14 protein-coding genes are annotated in these 16,485 nt (G+C 66.2%); 3 read left to right on the top strand and 11 right to left on the bottom strand.

The features are described from left to right. Positions 1-241 precede the first annotated feature (241 nt). The 4 genes from D9V29_RS10735 to D9V29_RS10720 form a co-directional block, all read right to left on the bottom strand. Positions 242-1,060 (bottom strand): carbohydrate ABC transporter permease, encoded by an 819-nt coding sequence (locus D9V29_RS10735; RefSeq protein ID WP_121673322.1) that lies wholly within the window; start codon positions 1,058-1,060, stop codon positions 242-244. Next, complete coding sequence (locus tag D9V29_RS10730) at positions 1,057-1,989, bottom strand: carbohydrate ABC transporter permease (RefSeq protein ID WP_121673321.1); 933 nt, start codon at positions 1,987-1,989, stop codon at positions 1,057-1,059. Before D9V29_RS10730 ends, D9V29_RS10735 begins: the two co-directional genes overlap by 4 nt. Continuing rightward, complete coding sequence (locus D9V29_RS10725; protein ID WP_121673320.1) at positions 1,982-3,337, bottom strand: ABC transporter substrate-binding protein; 1,356 nt, start codon at positions 3,335-3,337, stop codon at positions 1,982-1,984. The genes D9V29_RS10730 and D9V29_RS10725 overlap by 8 nt, the downstream gene beginning before the upstream one ends. A gap of 303 nt (positions 3,338-3,640) precedes the next feature. Continuing rightward, positions 3,641-4,714 carry an alkene reductase gene (locus D9V29_RS10720; protein WP_121673319.1) on the bottom strand — a complete coding sequence of 358 codons (1,074 nt, stop codon included), beginning with the start codon at positions 4,712-4,714 and terminating at the stop codon, positions 3,641-3,643. Between the two features lie 339 nt (positions 4,715-5,053). On the opposite strand from D9V29_RS10720, the gene D9V29_RS10715 reads away from it, so the two are divergent. After that, complete coding sequence (locus tag D9V29_RS10715) at positions 5,054-5,983, top strand: DUF4190 domain-containing protein (protein WP_147436265.1); 930 nt, start codon at positions 5,054-5,056, stop codon at positions 5,981-5,983. A 516-nt stretch (positions 5,984-6,499) separates the two neighbouring features. Here D9V29_RS10715 and D9V29_RS10710 read toward each other — a convergent pair. From D9V29_RS10710 to D9V29_RS10685, 6 genes are read right to left on the bottom strand one after another with little or no spacing between them, the layout of a single operon-like run. Then, positions 6,500-7,141, bottom strand: coding sequence for an MBL fold metallo-hydrolase (locus tag D9V29_RS10710; protein WP_121673317.1), 642 nt, complete (start codon positions 7,139-7,141; stop codon positions 6,500-6,502). A gap of 54 nt (positions 7,142-7,195) precedes the next feature. After that, positions 7,196-8,593, bottom strand: a complete 1,398-nt coding sequence (locus D9V29_RS10705) for an LLM class flavin-dependent oxidoreductase (RefSeq protein WP_121673316.1) — start codon at positions 8,591-8,593, stop codon at positions 7,196-7,198. Then, positions 8,590-10,293 carry a dipeptide ABC transporter ATP-binding protein gene (locus D9V29_RS10700; protein ID WP_121673315.1) on the bottom strand — a complete coding sequence of 568 codons (1,704 nt, stop codon included), beginning with the start codon at positions 10,291-10,293 and terminating at the stop codon, positions 8,590-8,592. The genes D9V29_RS10705 and D9V29_RS10700 overlap by 4 nt, the downstream gene beginning before the upstream one ends. Further along, a complete protein-coding gene (locus D9V29_RS10695) occupies positions 10,290-11,153 on the bottom strand; it encodes an ABC transporter permease (RefSeq protein WP_121673314.1) in 864 nt (287 codons plus the stop codon). The genes D9V29_RS10700 and D9V29_RS10695 overlap by 4 nt, the downstream gene beginning before the upstream one ends. Beyond that, entirely contained in the window at positions 11,150-12,169 is a 1,020-nt protein-coding gene (locus tag D9V29_RS10690) for an ABC transporter permease (RefSeq protein ID WP_121673313.1), read from the bottom strand. The genes D9V29_RS10695 and D9V29_RS10690 overlap by 4 nt, the downstream gene beginning before the upstream one ends. Next, positions 12,147-13,787 carry an ABC transporter substrate-binding protein gene (locus D9V29_RS10685; RefSeq protein WP_121673312.1) on the bottom strand — a complete coding sequence of 547 codons (1,641 nt, stop codon included), beginning with the start codon at positions 13,785-13,787 and terminating at the stop codon, positions 12,147-12,149. The genes D9V29_RS10690 and D9V29_RS10685 overlap by 23 nt, the downstream gene beginning before the upstream one ends. A gap of 341 nt (positions 13,788-14,128) precedes the next feature. On the opposite strand from D9V29_RS10685, the gene D9V29_RS10680 reads away from it, so the two are divergent. Further along, positions 14,129-14,701 (top strand): hypothetical protein, encoded by a 573-nt coding sequence (locus D9V29_RS10680; RefSeq protein WP_121673311.1) that lies wholly within the window; start codon positions 14,129-14,131, stop codon positions 14,699-14,701. 37 nt (positions 14,702-14,738) lie between these two features. Here D9V29_RS10680 and D9V29_RS10675 read toward each other — a convergent pair whose 3' ends face one another. Further along, complete coding sequence (locus D9V29_RS10675) at positions 14,739-15,356, bottom strand: GyrI-like domain-containing protein (RefSeq protein WP_121673310.1); 618 nt, start codon at positions 15,354-15,356, stop codon at positions 14,739-14,741. A gap of 104 nt (positions 15,357-15,460) precedes the next feature. On the opposite strand from D9V29_RS10675, the gene D9V29_RS10670 reads away from it, so the two are divergent. Next, positions 15,461-16,447: a prenyltransferase/squalene oxidase repeat-containing protein gene (locus D9V29_RS10670; protein ID WP_121673352.1), complete on the top strand. Its 987-nt coding sequence runs from the start codon at positions 15,461-15,463 to the stop codon at positions 16,445-16,447. Positions 16,448-16,485: the final 38 nt, after the last annotated feature.

The raw sequence follows: 16,485 nt of genomic DNA, 5'->3' as shown, positions 1-16,485 counted from the left end.
ACTCACAACGGACCAATTCACCCGGCGTATCGGGTGAACCCGTCCGCAACGGGTGAAAACGCGACTACATTCGCCAATCACACTCCGACGAGCTTGAGAGCCTGCGGGCCGATCTCATCGCGGCCCGCGCCGGCCCGCGCCCGCGTTTTCACTCACCCCGGACGAATACACGCGGCGTACCGGGTGATTCCGTCCGCAACGGGTGAATTCGTGCGGCGTGAGGGGCGGATGCGCCGCCACGTCAGTGCGCCGAGACCCCGGTGAGCATCCCGCGGAGGAAGTGCCGCTGGAGCACGACGTAGAGCACGACGACCGGGAGTGCCACCATCACGGCGCCCGCCGCGAGCAGAGCGGTGCCCTGCGTGTACTGGCCCTGGAAGAACGCGAGGCCGAGCGGCGCGGTCCGTACGCTTCCGTTGGGCGACATGACGAGCGGGATGAGGAACTCGTTCCACGTCCACAGGAACACGAGCAGCACGAGCGTGGTGATCGCCGGCCGCGCGTTGGGCACGAGGACCTGCCACAGAATCCGCATCGTTCCCGCGCCGTCGAGCCGCGCGGCATCCATCATCGCGCCACTCGCCGACCGGAAGTAGGCACGCATCCAGTACGTGCCGAACGCGATCGACATCGCGATCTGTGGCAGCGCGACGCCCCACACCGTGTTGGTGAGTCCGAGCATTTGCAGGTCGAAGTACAGCGGCACGATGAACGCTTCGGTCGGCACCATGATGCCGACGAGGAACAGGTAGAAGAAGAACGTCGCGCCCTTGAACCGCATGGTTCCGAGCGCATAACCGGCGAGGATCGAGACGGTGACGGATGTGACGACCACGATCAGCGCGACGGTGACGGATGTCAGCAGGTACTGCCCGAAGCGGCCGATCTCCCAGGCATCCGCGAAGTTCTCCCAGTGGAGCAGGCGGCCCTCGCGCCCGACCGACGCGCTCTGCGGGCCGAGAGCCCGGGTGAGAATGAGCCCGAGCGGGCCGAGCACGATGAGCGCGAAAACACCAAGGATCAGGTAATTCGCCGTGATTTCGAGCCGGGAAACTTTCATGAGCGGTCGCCGATCCGGTTGACGACGGCGGTGATGCCGAAGACGAGGATCGTCAGCACGATGCCGATCGCGGCGGCCTCGCCGACCTGGCCGAGCTCGAACGCACGGCGGTAGACCTCGTAGCTCGGCACAGTTGTGGACGTCCCCGGGCCGCCACCGGTGGTGACGTAGACGAGGTCGAACGTCTTGAGCGCGGCGACGATGGTGAGCGTGAGGGCGACGGTGATCTCGCCCCGGATCGCGGGCAGGGTGATCGCGAAAAACTCACGGACCGGGCCCGCGCCGTCGAGGCGCACGGCCTCGTAGAGTTCGCCAGGGACGCGGGTCATACCGGCGATGAGCAAAACGGTGACGAGTCCCGTCGACACCCAGGTGCCGATGAGCCCGACCGCAGGGAGGGTCCAGGTGTAGTCGCCGAGCCACGCGGTGGTGAGCGCGTCGAGACCGAGCAGGCGCAGGAGGCCGTTGAGCGGACCGTCGGGCGCGTAGATCTGCCGCCAGGTCACGGCGACGACGACCATCGCGATCACCTGCGGCAGGAAGATGATCGTGCGGAAGAAACCGATCCCCCGCACCTTCGCCCTGGTCAGCAGGGCGGCGAGAACGAGTCCGATGGCGAGGGGTAGCACCGCATAGAAGAACACGAGCACGAGCGCGTGGCCGAAGGCGTCACGAAGCCGTTCGTCCTGCACCACGGCGAGGTAGTTGTCGAAGCCGACGAAGGCCGAGGCGCCGAGCCCGTCCCATTCGAAGAACGAGAACTGCCCGGCGCGCACGAGCGGCACGAGAAGAAACAGCCCGTACAGCAGCAGCGCCGGCGCGAGGTAGGCATACGGAATCCAGGCACGCCCCAGTCGGCCGGGATGCCGCGCGGCGCCCCGACCACGGCGGGTCGCCGCTCCCCTGCCCGCCGTCGCGACATCAGCCATTCGAGTCGATGAACTCCGCGTAGTCGGCTTCGAGGGCTTCAGTGAACTGTTTCGGGGTGGTGCGACCCTCGAGGAGGTCCTGCAGTGCTGACCCGATCGTTTCGCCGAAGGTCGGGGTGGCGTAGTCGAGGTACGGGAGCAGGCTGCCGCCCTGAGTCACGGCGTCGAAGGCGGTGTAGACGTCGGCGAGAACGCCGGAATCCGGCGCGAGTTCCGCCGTGCGGTTCACCGGGAGGTTGCCGGTTTCGGCGAGAATCTCCATCGCGGCATCACTGGTGAGGAAGTCGATGTAGGCCGCGGCGACGTCCGTGTTCTCGGCTGCCGACGTGATCGTGAACGGCACACCGGTGCCGCCGGTGGTGGCGAGGGTTCCGGCATCCGTTTCGGGGAGGAAGAATCCGAGGTCGTCGCCCATCGCGTCCGCGAGGTCGGCGGCGAGCCAGGATCCGCCGAGCAGGAAGACGCCGTTACCTGCGGCGAGTGCCTGCCAGGCGGCGTCGTAGTCGGTGCCGTTGGCGCCGTCGTTGAAGTAGCCGTCGGTTGCCCACCCCTGAAGCGCGGCGGCCGCTTGCTCGTTCTCCGGGGTCGTCCAGCTGGCGCCAGCATTGCCGAGTCCGAGCCGGGTGACGTCGGCGACGTCGACGGTGTTGCCCTGGAGCGGACCGAACACGTGCGCGGCCGGCCACTGCTCGATGTTGCCGAGCTGCAGGGGAATCTCGCCCGCACTCTTGGCGGTGGCGAGCGCCTCGTCGAACGCGGCCCAGTCGGAGGGAACCTCGAGACCGAGTTCCTCGAGCTTGCTCTTGGAATAGAAGACGCCGACGATCTCGCCGGTCTGCGGGAGGCCGTACAGTTCCCCCTCACCGAACACCGTGGCGTCGTCGCTGTAGGTGGAGTACTGCAGGATCGACGCGGGGTACCGGTCGAACCAGCCGTAGGCATCCGCGTAGTCATCGAGCGGGCGCAACTGGTCGGCGGCGACGAATGCACCCATCGTGTTGCGGGCATTGTTGGCCTGGACGACATCCGGCGCGTCGTTGTCGGTGAGTGCGAGGCGCAGGGTCGTGTTGAGGTCGTCGAACGCCTGAGAGTTGCGCTCGATGGTGATGTTCGGGTACCTCTCCTCGAAAGCCGCGTTGAGCTGTTCGATCTGCTCGTTCTGGGCGCCGCGGACTTCCTGATCCCAGACGGTGAGCGTCATGTCGTCGACGCCCGAGATGTCGGTGCTGATCTCGGTGCTCTGCGGCTCGGGTGCGTTGCCCTGGCCGGTGCCGGGGGCGCACGACACGAGCGTGACCGTGAGGGCGACGCCCACTACAACGGATGCCGGCCGGGTGAAGCTTCTCATGGGATCTCTTTCGCGAAAATGGGGCCGGGGGTTCCTCGCCGCAGCAGGTCGTGGCCTGCACCAATACTGGCGGAACCGGCCCGGCTCCTATTCTCGCGCGCTCCCGGGGTGTTGCCGCACGCTGCAGCTCTTCGCGCGTTTTCACCCGGTGCGGACGGGCAGTATCGAGTTTGCTCCATCCCATCGGCGGCTTTTCACCCGGTACGGACGGATTCACCCGGCGTACCGAGTGAAACCGTCCGTGGTGAGTGAATTCGCGGCTCAGCGGCGGCTGGCAGCGGCGGCTGGCCCGCGCAGCCGGGACTACAGGACGAGTCGCGGGTAGTCCGTGTATCCCTCGGCGCCGTCGCTGTAGAAGGTGCGCGGGTTGGGCTCGTTCTCCTCGTGCCCACCCTGCCAACGCTCGACCAGGTCCGGGTTCGCGAGTGCGAGCCGGCCGATTGCGACGGCATCCGCGTGGGCCTCATCGATGAGGTCGATGGCTTCCTCGCGCGTGGTGACGGTGCCGAAACCGCTGTTGGTGACAAGCGCGCCGCCGAAGTGGGCGCGCAGCGTCTTCACGAGTTCGCCGGCGGGTTCGCGGTGGAGGACGCTGAGGTAGGCGAGTCCGAGCGGCGCGAGCTCGTCGAGGAGCGCGGTGTAGGTGTCGGTGACGTCCGCGGCATCCGTTTCGAGGGCACCCTGGATGTTGTGCTCCGGCGAAATGCGGATGCCGACCCGGCCGGCCCCGACAGCGGTCGCGACCGCGCGGGTCACCTCGGCGACGAATCGAGCGCGGTTCTCGGGTGTTCCGCCGTAGGAGTCGTCGCGCACATTCGACGCGGGCGACAGGAATTCGTGCAGCAGGTAGCCGTTGGCGCTGTGCATCTCGACGCCGTCGAGTCCTGCTTCGATCGCGTTTTTGGCGGCGGTGACGAACTCATCGCGCACGGTCTCGAGCTCGTCGAGCGTGAGCGCGTGCGGAACCGGATAGTCCTGCTTGCCGACCGGCGTGTGCGCCATGCCCTCGATCGCGATGGCGCTCGGGGCGACGATGCGGTCGGTGCCGGTGATCGCCGTGTGCGAGACCCGGCCGCCGTGCATGAGCTGCATGACGATGCGTCCGCCCTTGGCGTGAACGGCGTCGGCGACTCGGCGCCACCCCTCGATCTGCTCGGGGGTGACGATGCCCGGCTGGCCGACGAAGGCCTGGGACTCGGCGCTCACGTAGGTACCCTCGGTGATGATCAGGCCGAGGCTCGCCCGCTGCGCGTAGTGCTCGACGACGATGTCGCCCGGGATTCCGTCGTCGCCGGAGCGCGAGCGGGTGAGCGGCGCCATCACGACACGGTTCGGCAGGTGGAGATCCCCGAGGGAAACGGGTGAGAACAGGTCCATACGGGCGGATGCCTTTCTATTGCGGATGCCGCCACACGGCGACCCACAGCCCAACGCGTCGTGTTGCGCGCCTATTCCTCTTTCGCTGGTCAAGCGCGTCGACCCTTCCGCCGCCGATTCACTCGTTGCGGACGGATTCACCTGGCGCGCAGGGTGTACTCGTCCGCAACGAGTGAAAACGCGAGCGGATGCCGGTGCGCGAGATCCGCGGCATCCGTCGTTCGCGTTGCTCTCGGAGCCCCAAGTACCCCGAAAGGGGGCGCGGGAACCCCCGAAGGTGGGGTTCAAAAAAGCCCAGTTCAAGCCGGAAATGTCAGTGGAGCCGTTCAGACTCGAATCATGTCCGATTCACAGCACCCCAGCAGTCCCCCGCCCTACCCGCCCGCAGCAGGCGCACCCGGAGCCCCGACGACACCATATGGTGCACCCGGCGGGTCAGACCCGTCGATGCAGTACCCGCCAACCGCTCCACCCGCCAAGCCTGGGAACGGTTTGGGGATCGCCGCCCTCGTCGTCGGAATCTTCGCGTTCATCGGTGCCTTCATCCCGGTGGTCAACTTCGTCACGGGCGTTCTCGCAGCCGTCGGCATCATCCTCGGCATCATCGCGATCACCCGCAAGAACAAGCCGAAGAAGGCCGGTGTTGCCGGTCTGATTGTTTCTGTTGTGGCGCTTATCCTTTCCGTCGTCCTTGCCATTTCGTACACTGCCGGCTTCGTGTCAGCGGTTGACGATGCGCTCCCGAAATCGAGCGTTCAGGAAAGCGGAGACGAAGCCGCGGAGGCACCAGTAGAAGAGGCGGAGGCAGACGCTTCGGCGGAAGTTGGCACTCGAGAGAACCCGGCGCCGATCGGCACGACCATCGAAATGGAATCGATGGGAAGCGCGACGTACGAGGTCACCCTCGGCGCACCCACACTCGACGCGACCGACATCGTTGCTGCCGCCAATCAGTTCAACGAAGCCGCGCCCGAGGGGTTCCAGTACGCAGTCGTTCCGGTCTCGGTCACCTACATTGGCACGGAGACCGGCACCCCGTGGGTCGACCTGCAGGTGAGCTTCGTTTCAGCTGCCGGAACCACCCACAGCCAGGCCGACTCGATGGCTGTCGCCCCATCGCCCCTCTTCATGGAGATCAACGAGCTCTACCCTGACGCGAGCGGAACAGGGAACATTGTCATTGCCATTCCAACCGCAGACGCTGTGAAGGGCACTTGGACGGTTGAGCCCCTCTTCGGAGGAGACACCTTCTTCTTCGCCGCTCAGTAAGCACAGACCGCACTAAGCAAATGGGGCCGGGCACACGCGCGGCCCCATTTCTGTGCCTCAAACTGTCGCTGCCACCGTTGCTCCGTCAGTTTTGGCCGTTGCCGCGCTGCTCGGCCACTAACGGTCGAAAGTCGCGATGAGTTTCAACCGAAAGTGACAGAGCAACGAACGCGAGCAGCCAGAAGTGACCGAGCAAGGGCGGTACCAACCGAGAGCGCCCACGCGGGGACCAAGTGCCCCCGAGCGGAGACCACAGCGGATGCCGGTGGCCGCGAGCCGCCGGCATCCGCCGTTGGCGTTGCTCGGTCAGTTTTGGTCGCTGCCCCGTTGCTCGGCCACTAATGGTCGAGAATCGCGACGAGTTTCAGCCGAATGTGACCGAGCAACGGCGGGCTCCAGCCAAAAGTGACCGCGCAACGAACGCGAGCAGCCGAAAGCGACCGAGCAAGAAACCCGTGCCCGCGCGAGGCCACCGCCCGACACTGCGCCCGCCACCGCGGCTGACACCACAGCCCGTCACCACTCGGCGTCGCCACCCACCCATCGCGTCGGCGGATTGTGCCCAGTGCACAACCACTCGATCCCCTCGGCAGCAATCCGTTCGCGCAACAACCGCTCGGTCGTCCGCGCCATCGCCCTGTCGCTGATCACCGGCCGGAAGAACTGCCGCATGTCGCCCTCTTTCGTGACGGTGACGGCATCCCCTGTGAAGAGAACATCGCGCCACCGAAAACCGAGGTGACCGGGAGTATGTCCGGGGGTCGGAAACGCGAAGAGCCCAGGGAACACCTCGAGCGTGCCTGTGATCTCGACGACACCATCGGGATAGTCGACCGGCGCCACCCGGTTGAGAAAGCGACGAAACCGCGTGGGCGGGGCTGCCTCGCCGCGGAGGATCGCGGCATCCGCTGTGCTGATCCAGACCGGTACCTGCAGGGTCTGCTGCAGCCGCTTCACCACCTGCGAGTGATCGAAGTCGTAGTGGGTCAAAAGGATGTCGGTGACCGGCTCACCCTCCTGCAATTCGGCCAGGAGAGCATCGAATGCGGATGCCATCCCCGGGTCGATCACGGCGGTCCGGTTCTCGCCACGAACGACGTACCCGTTCGCGCCTTCGGACTTCTCGAGCTGGAAGACGTTCTCAACGATCTGGCGCATGGGCAGTCCCTTCTCTCCAGAGCGTACTGAGAAGGCTACTGACCGCGCCCTCCGCTACTCAACCAGTTGCGGCTCCGACTGCTCGACGACATCAGCATTCGTCGCGAATGCCCCACGGTACTTCGCCGCCGGGTGCCGCTCGTTGAGCCGAGGCGATCCGAACAGCTTCTGCCGCAGCGGACCTTCCGCATACGACGACTGGGCGAGACCGCGGGCGCGAAGCACCGGCAGTACCTTGTCTGCGAACTCCTCGAACGACCCGGGGATCACCCAGTTGATCACGTTGACGCCGTCGATCCCGGCCGCCTGCCACACTTCGATCTGGTCGGCGATCGACTCGGGCGTTCCCACAATGCGCGTGTTGCGCGCCTGCAGGATTCCGAGGTCGCCAACCACGGGTTCCCTGTCGGTGATGTAGCGCGAGGTCCACTCGAGAAATCCGCGGGCTCCGTTGGTGTCGACGTCCTTGAGCGGTGTCGACGGGTCATAGACGCGCCCGGTCTTGTCGACCACGGCCATGTGCGCGAGGTATCCGTCGACGCTCACGTACTTCTCATACTCGAGCGCTTTGGCCTGTGCCTCTTCTTCGGTGTCTCCGATGACGAAGCTGAGGCCCTGGAAGAACTTGATGTCGTCGGCGTTCCGGCCGTGCGAAACGGCGAGCGCCCGCGTCTCCGAGATCTGCTCGGCAGCGACGGCCGGGCTCGGTGCGATGAGAAAGACCGCTTCGGCGTTGCGTGCGGCGAAGCCCCGACCGGATGCCGATGACCCGGCCTGGTAGAGCACCGGTGTGCGCTGCGGCGATGGCGATGGAAGGTGTGGCCCTTCCACGCTGTACCGCTTGCCCTCGTGGTAGATCTTGTGAATCTTGGACGGGTCCGAGAACGACGATCCTTCCTTGTCCTTGAGCAGCGCGCCCTCGTCCCACGAGCCCTCCCACAGCTTGTAGGTGACGTCGACGTACTCTTCTGCCCACTCATACCGCTCGTTGTGGTCGGTGAGCTGTGCCTGGCCGAAGTTCCGCGCGCCGTTGTTCTGCATCCCGGTGACGACGTTCCATGCGATCCGGCCGTTCGAGATGTGGTCGAGCGTCGATACCTGCCGCGCGAAGTGGAACGGATGGCTCTGCACGACGTTGGAGGTCAACGCGAGTCCGAGATGCTCGGTGTTGACCGCGAGCGCGCTCAGCAGCACGGTCGGGTCGTTGCTCGGAATCTGCAGGCCCTCGTGCACGTAGACGTCGAAGTCGGCATCCGAATCCCCGTACAACCCGGTGACGTCGGCGAAGAACATCGCGTCGAACTTGGCGGCCTCGAGCAGTTTTGCGAGGTGGATCCAGGTCTGCACGTCGTTGAACTCGGTCTGCCGGGCATCCGGGCGGCGCCACTGGCCGTGGTGAATGTGCGATCCGGTGTTCATCACGAACGCGTTGAAGTGAAGTGGTGTGGTCATGGGATCTCCTGGTCGAGGGTCGGCAGTGAACCGACGAGCTGCTGGGTGTACGGATGCTGCGGGCGGTTGAACACGTCATCGGCGGTTCCGCGTTCCACCACGGCGCCGTCCTTCATGACGAGCACGGTGTCGCTGATGTGGCTGATCACTCCCAGATCGTGGGAGATGAACAGGTAGCTGAGGCCGATCTGCTTCTGCAGCTCGACGAGCAAATCGAGGATCTGCGCCTGGATCGATACGTCGAGCGCCGACACCGCTTCGTCGAGCACGATCACCGATGGCGATGGCGCCAACGCGCGGGCGATCGCGACCCGCTGACGCTGACCGCCCGACAGTTGTAGCGGAAAACGCGGCAGAACAGCATCCGTCAGCCCGACCTGAGCAAGGAGCTCACGCACGCGCGCCTTCTTCTCGGCGAGCGTGCTGGGCTCTTCGTCGGTGACCGCGTCGAGCAGGATGCGTTCGGTGTTCCAGCGCGGATCGAACGAACTGAGCGGGTCCTGGTAGACCACCGAGATCCGCTTGCGCAGCGGGCGTCGTTGGCTCTCCCGAATCGACGACCACTCCCGCCCGAGCAACGTCACAGACCCTTCATCGGCACCGGTGAGAGCGAGCGCGATTCGCGCGGTGGTGCTCTTGCCCGAGCCGGACTCCCCCACGATGCCGAGCGTCGTTCCCGGCTGAAGCTCGAACGACACGTCGTTCACTGCGGTCGAGACGCTTCCATCCGGCGACCGGAACCGTTTCACAAGGTTTCTCGCCTCGAGCACGGGGCCGGTGTAGTCGGCGAACTCCTCGGCAAATCGGGTCGGATGCGCGGTGGCGACGATGTCGAGCTCGGGTCCGAGTCGTCGACCGCGGGTGTGCTCACTGGGGACGGCACCGATGAGGCTTTTCGTGTATTCGTGTTCTGGTCGCGTGAGCACCTGCTGCGCCGGCCCGCTCTCCACCACCACTCCCCCCTTCATCACGAGAATGTGGTCGGCGAGGTGCGCAACAACCGAGAGGTCGTGGCTGATCAGGATGATCGACACCCCGCGACTCTTCGTGTCGTCGAGCAGCGACAGCACTTGCGCCTGCACGGTCACGTCGAGCGCCGTCGTGGGTTCGTCGGCGATGATGATTTCGGGATCGAGAGCGAGAGCGGATGCGATGAGCGCCCGCTGGCGGAGACCTCCCGAGAGCTCATCCGGTCGCTGGCGTGCACGCAGCTCGGGGTGGGGAACACCGACCGAGTCGAGCAGTTCGATCACCTTGCGTTTGCGGCTCGAGCGGTCACCCCAGCCGTGAAGCTTAAGAGCTTCCTCGATCTCCTTGCCGACCGGCCGCAGCGGGTCGAGTGAGACGAGAGCATCCTGCAGGATGAAGCCGATCCGGCGCCCACGAATCTCCCGCCAGCGTTTCTCTCCGACCGTGGTGAGGTCTTCACCGTCGAGGCTGATCGTGGCGGATTCGACCGTGGCGTTCCGGCCGGTCAGGCCGACGATCGACCGAGCGGTGACGCTCTTACCCGACCCGGATTCCCCAACGATCGCGATGCATTGCCCGGCGTGGAGGTCGAATGAAACATCCTTCACGACCTCGTGGAACGCCCCTCCGCGAGTGAAGCCCACGTGAAGGTTGTGGACGGAAAGACGGGGGTCGCCTGTGGGAGCGACGCCGACGGCATCCGTACGGATCTCTGTAACGAGGGTGGTCATTTTTCGCCCTTCTCGAGGGAGGCCTGGATGTGCTTGCCGATGGTGGTCGCGGCGATCGCCAGAGTGACGATGACGAGACCCGGGATGACGGTGAGCCAGGGTGCCTGGGTGATGTACAGGCGGCCGGCGTCGAGGAGCGCGCCCCACTCCGGTGACGGGGGTGCGACGCCCAGGCCGAGGAACGCGAGGCTCGATGCCCAGACGATCGACTGGCCGACCGACAATGCGATGACCGCGACGAGGGGCCGGATGGCGTTGGGGATGACGTGGTGGCGGAGGATCCGGCCACGGCTGTGGCCGAGTGCGGTGGCGGCCTCGACGTATCCGGAGTTCTTCGCCGAGAGGATCTGCCCGCGAATCATGCGGGCGTATCCGGGAGATGTGCCGACTCCGACCGCGAAGACCTGGGAGAACGCGGACGGACCGATCACGGTGACGAGAAGCAGCGCGAGGAGCAATGTGGGGAAGGCGAAGAGGACCTCGATGACCCGGTTGACCGTTCCCGCAACGTACTTGCCGGCGAGGGCGGCGATCGCCCCGAGGATCAGGGCGATCGTGAGGCTGACGGCGGTTGCACCGATGCCGATCAGGAGCGAGTCGCGGGTTCCCCAGACCACGCGACTGTACAGGTCTCGGCCGGACTCGTCGGTGCCGAACCAGTGAGCGAGCGACGGCGCCTGGAGTGCGTTCGCGAGATCGAGCGCGTACGGGTCATGGGTCGCGAGCACCTGGGGAGCGACGAGCGCTGCAACGAAGAAGAGGAGTGCGGCGAGCGCGGCCCCCAGTCCCCAGGGCGCCACGACGTTTTTTCGCGAGCGTGCTGCCGGCGGAGTGACCGGAACTTTCTGCTGGAGGGTCATGAGTTCTTCAACCTCGGATCGATGAGCACATAGACGACGTCGACGAGAAGGTTCGCGACGACGTAGAGCGCGGCAATGAGCACGACCACCCCGGTGACGATGGGGAGATCCTGCGAGGAGACGGCGGTGACGAGCACCCGTCCGATTCCCGCCCGGGAGAAGACGGTTTCGACGACGACGGCGCCCGAGATGGTGGCGCCGAGCGCCCAGCCGGAGAGCGTCACCGCGGGGAGCACCGAGTGCCGCAGCACGTGGTGCAGACGGACACCGAGGTCGCCCATCCCGCGCATGCGGGCGGAGAGAACGAACGGCTGCTCGAGGGACTTTTCGAACTCGGTGCGGGTGGCCTGGCTCATGAATCCGGCGAGCGGGATGGCGAGGGTGAGCGCCGGAAGGAGCAGGCCCGCTGGGCTTGACCCGCTGATCACTGGGAACCAGCCGAGGCTGAGCGAGAAGACGAGCAGCAGCAGGATCGCGAGCCAGTAGTGCGGCAGGCCGGCCGTGGTGGTGTCGACGATCGCCCCGAACGAGCTGAGCCTCGGGCCACGCCCGGCGGTGAGGATGATCCAGACGACCATGATCAGCCACGACAGCGCGATGGCCGTCAGGGTCAGAACGAGGGTGGGGCCGATCTGTTCGAGGATGATCGCGGAGACCGGGCGGTACTGCTGGTACGACATCCCGAGGTTTCCGGTGAGCAGTGCCCTCATGTAGTCGAAGTACTGCACGACGATTGGATTGAGCAGGCCGTACTGTTCGTTGATCTGGGCGAGTTCCTCCGGTGTGCGCTGGATGGCCTGCCCGGCGCGGGTGTTGAGGATGACGGTCGCCCGGTCGCCCGGGAGGGCTGCCTGGGCGAGGAACGCGGTGGTTGCGGCCCCGAAGAGAACGATGAGGGCACCAACGAGCTTCTCGCCGATCCGCCGGGCGAGGATCCGGTGGCGGGAGGCGGGCCGGGCCGCCGACGCCGAAGCGTCAGCGGCGGCCGCGGCCTTATTCGACGAAGTAAGCGTCATGGAACACCGGTCCTCCCTGTGCGTTCTCTTGCCAGACGTCCTTGAGGTAGGGCGAGACAGCAAGCGACGAGAGCCGGTCATAGAGGCCGATCGACAGTGCGTGGTCGGCGATGTACTCCTGCGCCTCTGCGTAGAGCGCGTTCTGCGCGTCGAGGTCGGCTTCGGAGTTCGCGGCCAGGATCAGGTCCTCGAGCACCGGGTCGTTGTAGAACGCGTCGTTGTTGTAGTTGGGGCTGTCCGGCAGGTTCTGCCGCCAGTTGATATGCAGGATGCCTGCAGTCACCGCGGTCCAGTAGCCCGCCGAGATGTCGCGCTCCTCCGGGGTCGAGTAGGCTCCGGCGAAGAACTCGCTCTGCGGCACCGGGATCAGTTCGACCTTGAAACCGGCTTCCTTCGCCTGCTCCTGCACGCCCTGAAGAATGGATGCTCCTTCGGCGTTGATGATCGAGCCGGCGCCGTAGGGAAGAGTGACGTCGAGCGTCTCTCCGTCCTTGGTGCGGTACCCGTCGGCATCCGTTTCGGTCCATCCGGCGGTGTCGAGGAGTTCGTTGGCCTTGTCGATGTCGTAGCTGTAGGCATCCGCGGCCTTCTGGCTGTAGCCGGGAGTCGACTGGCTGACACCACCGTTGCCCTCGAAGGGGATGACGCCCTTGCCGATCGTCTCGACGAGGGTTTCGCGGTCGAGGCTGTACGCGAATGCCTTGCGAACGTTCTCGTCGACGAACGGGCCCTCGACGGTGTCGAAGCTCAACTGCTGTGGGCGACCGGGGGTGACGTACTTGGCGAGGTCGAAACCGGCGGTGTCGAGACCCTCCCACTCGATCGCGGGAACGTCGTAGAGCGCGTCGACCTCGTCGGCGCGAAGTGCGGAGGTGCGCGTGGTTCCGTCGGCGACGAAGCGCCAGTTGATTCTCTCGACGTTCGCGGGGCCCTCGTGCTTCGCGTTGGCGGGCCAGGAGGTGTAGTCGTCGTTGCGGGTGAGGACGATGTTCTCGCCGCGGTTCCACTCCTCGACGACGAACGCGCCGGTGCCGATCGGCGCCTCGCAGTTCTCCTCTGCCGTGCGGGTTTCGAGTGCTTCCTGCGACTGGATGGCGAAGTAGCTCTGCGTGAGGTTGTCGGCGAGGCGCGGGTATGGAGCGCTGAGGTTCACGACGAGGGTCTGGTCGTCGACGGCCTCGGCGGACTCGTAGTATCCGTCGAGCCAGACCTGGGCTGTGGAGTTGCCGCCGCCGAGCCAGTGGTCGAAGTTGTACGCGACGGCTTCCGCGGTGAGCGGGCTGCCGTCGGTGAACTCGACGCCTTCCTTGAGGGTGAAGGTCCAGGTGAGGCCGTCGTCGGATGCGCTCCACTCCTCGGCGAGCCATGGCACCGGGGTGCCGTCTTCATCGAGCGAGGTGAGGTTGTCGAGCACCTGATAGCTGAGGTACGCCTGCTCGATCCAGCCGCCGAAGACGCACGCCGGCTCCTGCTGGTGGGCGTACTCGATGGTGCCTCCGTCGACTCGCTTGGCGCCATCGGCTGGTCCAGTCGCGCCACCGGCGCACGCGGTCAGTGCCATGGTGGCCAGCACGCCTGCTGTGGCAACGGACAGAAGCTTTGCGGGTGTTCGTAACATGCGAATGTGAGCTCTCGTATAGCGGGAGAAGCCGCCGAATCTGCGGAATTCAGCGGTGCACCGGTTGGTAGTGAGTGACTCTATGGGCGCACCGGATGCCCGCAACAGAGCGCCGGTCACACTTCGTAGCGTTCGCCGTAACGTGGCGTCACATCCGCTCGTTTGCCGCTAGCGCGCGCCGCGGCATCCTCCTCCTTGCGTGGCCACTCATGGTCAGAAGTCGCGAGAAACTCCAGCCGAACGTGGCAACGCAACAGAGCAGCGCCCCGATGACCTCGAGCCGCGCGGTTAGGGTGGAGCCGAGCGGCGGCACCCCGCCTCCGCGTAGTGGGAGGCAGCGCATGGCGAGCAGTCGCGGGATCCGGATGCTGCAAACTCACGACGCGAGCGGACGCCCGGCCGAGTCGGAGCGCCGGTTCGACATCCCGCTCGCTCGCGCCACCATGGCGGCCGGGGTTATCGAGCTCGCGATGGAGTTCATCGCGCCGCTGCAGCCGCGCACCACCGACGACACCGGCATCCTCAGTTACACCGACGCCGAGGGCGCGAGCGGCTGGCTCATCCTCGAGCTCAACGACGCGGCGGTCGCCGAGATCACCGCTCGAGTGCAAGCTGGCGAGGAGCAGCAGGCGGGCCAGCTCGATCCACTCCGGATCCAGAACACGGCGAGCGCCTCGGCCGCTCCGGTGGGGCGGAGTCCGACGTGGATGATCGTGCTCGGCGTCCTCGTGACGGTGGCCGCGGCATCCCTCTTGTCACTCTCGGTGGCATCGGCGATCATCGGAGACGTCGGAGGCTCGGTGCGAGCCGGGCTGATCGGGATCCTGCTCGGTGCCAGCGGAATCACACTGGTGATCACCGGCAGACGCCGCCTCACGCGATGGATTTTCGCGCGGGCCGACTCGTACCGCTAAGGCCGAGTCACAGCGGCCCGAGTCACAGCGCTCCGGGTCACAGCGGGCGGACCGGCTGGCGCAGCACCGTCCGTAGCCTGGCTGGTTCGGTGCGACGCGCATCGCTGAGGTAGATCTCGTGGTGGTCCCCGTGAAGGGTGAGGCCGTGTGCCGGCAGGTATTCGTCGTGGAGCCGTTCGAGCGTGGGAGTCTCGTCGTCATACGACCCGATGTGGAGGATCTGCACCGAGCGTCCCTCGTCGAGGGTGAGCAGTCGCATCCGCTCGACCGCAGCGAGGCCCTTCTTCTCGCGCACCGTCGTCATTGCTGCAGAAACCATCTCGTCCGTGATCCAGTCGGGCTGGCTGATCAGCATCGTCCAGTCCCAGGCGTCCTTCTGCCGCGTCGTGAACACCGACGGGTCGTCAGCGCGCCACAGCCCCTCGAGCGGCGCGACCACGAGATCGCGGCCGAGCTCCTTCTTGCTCAGGAATTTGAGCGCGTACGCGACGGGATAGAGCGCTTCGATCGCGGCGGCGTACTCGGGCGATGTGTTCGGGTCGCCGTGTCCGTCGATCGCGAGATATCGCATCCGTGGCACATCCACCTCGGTGAACTCCTTGGCCGACGGCGCATAGAGCGCTTTGTGCGCGGTCTTGATGTCGTACTTGTCCACAGTCGCCCCGATCGTGACCCTTGCCCACATTCAGGATGCCGTCGGCCGGCCGCTCCGGCAAGGGCCCCTTCACTCACCCCCTCCCGCGCCCTAAACTCGCCCGCATGACCGTCATCGACTGGCTGCTGGACTCCGACCCCTCAATTCGCTGGCAGGTGATGCGCGACCTGCTCCACGAACCAGCGGATGCCGTCGCCGCCGAACGCGCGAAAGTCGCGACCCAGGGGTGGGGCGCGCAACTCCTCCGGCTGCAGGGTGCAGACGGGTACTGGGACCGCGGCGTCTATGACCCGCCCGAGCCGCGGGACCCCGACGATCCCGGCCAGCCGTGGACCGCGACGCACCACACCGTCGTGCTGCTCCGGGAGCTCGGTCTCGATCCAGCGAGCGCTGAGGCCCGTGCGGCGATTGGTCTCGTGCGCGATCACGTGAGCTGGGATCCCATCGGCGAGGAGTACTTCGGAGGCGAAGTCGAGCCGTGCGTCAACGGGATGATCGTGGCGCTCGGCGACTACTTCGGCGAGAACGTACAGCCGCTGGTCGACCGGCTCCTCGGTGAGCAGCTCGGCGACGGCGGCTGGAACTGCGAGGCCGAACGCGGCTCCATCCGCTCGTCATTCCACTCCACGATCTGCGTGCTCGACGGGCTGCTCGAGCACGAACAGGCGCACGGGGCATCCGGTGAGGTGACCGCCGCGCGACGACGAGCCGAGGAGTATCTCCTCGAACGACGGATGTTCCGGCGCCTGTCAACGGGAGAGGTCGCCGACCCCGATTTCACCCGCTTCTCTTTCCCCACCCGCTGGTTCTATGACGTGCTGAGGGGTCTCGACTACTTCCGACGTGCGGGCTCCCCGCCAGACCCACGGCACGACGAGGCACTCGACCTGGTCGAGGGCAAACGTGATGCCGACGGGCGGTGGCTGCTCGAGCTGGCGCATCCCGGCAAGGTGCACTTCGAGATGGAGGCGGAGGGCGAGCCGAGCCGCTGGGTCACGCTGCGGGCGCTCCGCGTGCTGGACTGGGCCGGGCGCTCCCCCCTCTACACCGCAGGGATGATCCCACCGCGAAACGTTCACTCCCCGGACTGACGCGGTCGCGGGAGCAGCATCGCCAGGATCGAAGTACC

The sequence above is a fragment of the Mycetocola manganoxydans genome (genome assembly GCF_003667545.1).
Lineage (GTDB): Bacteria > Actinomycetota > Actinomycetes > Actinomycetales > Microbacteriaceae > Mycetocola_A > Mycetocola_A manganoxydans.
The sequence above is the reverse complement of the archived record's forward strand: the minus strand, read 5'-3'. Positions and strand labels throughout refer to the sequence as shown.

What these genes read in the sequence shown, in the direction of transcription:
- D9V29_RS10735 (WP_121673322.1), bottom strand. Translation starts at nt 1,060, where the DNA reads ATGAAAGTTTCCCGGCTCGAAATCACGGCGAATTACCTGATCCTTGGT.
- D9V29_RS10730 (WP_121673321.1), bottom strand. Translation starts at nt 1,989, where the DNA reads ATGGCTGATGTCGCGACGGCGGGCAGGGGAGCGGCGACCCGCCGTGGT.
- D9V29_RS10725 (WP_121673320.1), bottom strand. Translation starts at nt 3,337, where the DNA reads ATGAGAAGCTTCACCCGGCCGGCATCCGTTGTAGTGGGCGTCGCCCTC.
- D9V29_RS10720 (WP_121673319.1), bottom strand. Translation starts at nt 4,714, where the DNA reads ATGGACCTGTTCTCACCCGTTTCCCTCGGGGATCTCCACCTGCCGAAC.
- D9V29_RS10715 (WP_147436265.1), top strand. Translation starts at nt 5,054, where the DNA reads ATGTCCGATTCACAGCACCCCAGCAGTCCCCCGCCCTACCCGCCCGCA.
- D9V29_RS10710 (WP_121673317.1), bottom strand. Translation starts at nt 7,141, where the DNA reads ATGCGCCAGATCGTTGAGAACGTCTTCCAGCTCGAGAAGTCCGAAGGC.
- D9V29_RS10705 (WP_121673316.1), bottom strand. Translation starts at nt 8,593, where the DNA reads ATGACCACACCACTTCACTTCAACGCGTTCGTGATGAACACCGGATCG.
- D9V29_RS10700 (WP_121673315.1), bottom strand. Translation starts at nt 10,293, where the DNA reads ATGACCACCCTCGTTACAGAGATCCGTACGGATGCCGTCGGCGTCGCT.
- D9V29_RS10695 (WP_121673314.1), bottom strand. Translation starts at nt 11,153, where the DNA reads ATGACCCTCCAGCAGAAAGTTCCGGTCACTCCGCCGGCAGCACGCTCG.
- D9V29_RS10690 (WP_121673313.1), bottom strand. Translation starts at nt 12,169, where the DNA reads ATGACGCTTACTTCGTCGAATAAGGCCGCGGCCGCCGCTGACGCTTCG.
- D9V29_RS10685 (WP_121673312.1), bottom strand. Translation starts at nt 13,787, where the DNA reads ATGTTACGAACACCCGCAAAGCTTCTGTCCGTTGCCACAGCAGGCGTG.
- D9V29_RS10680 (WP_121673311.1), top strand. Translation starts at nt 14,129, where the DNA reads ATGGCGAGCAGTCGCGGGATCCGGATGCTGCAAACTCACGACGCGAGC.
- D9V29_RS10670 (WP_121673352.1), top strand. Translation starts at nt 15,461, where the DNA reads ATGACCGTCATCGACTGGCTGCTGGACTCCGACCCCTCAATTCGCTGG.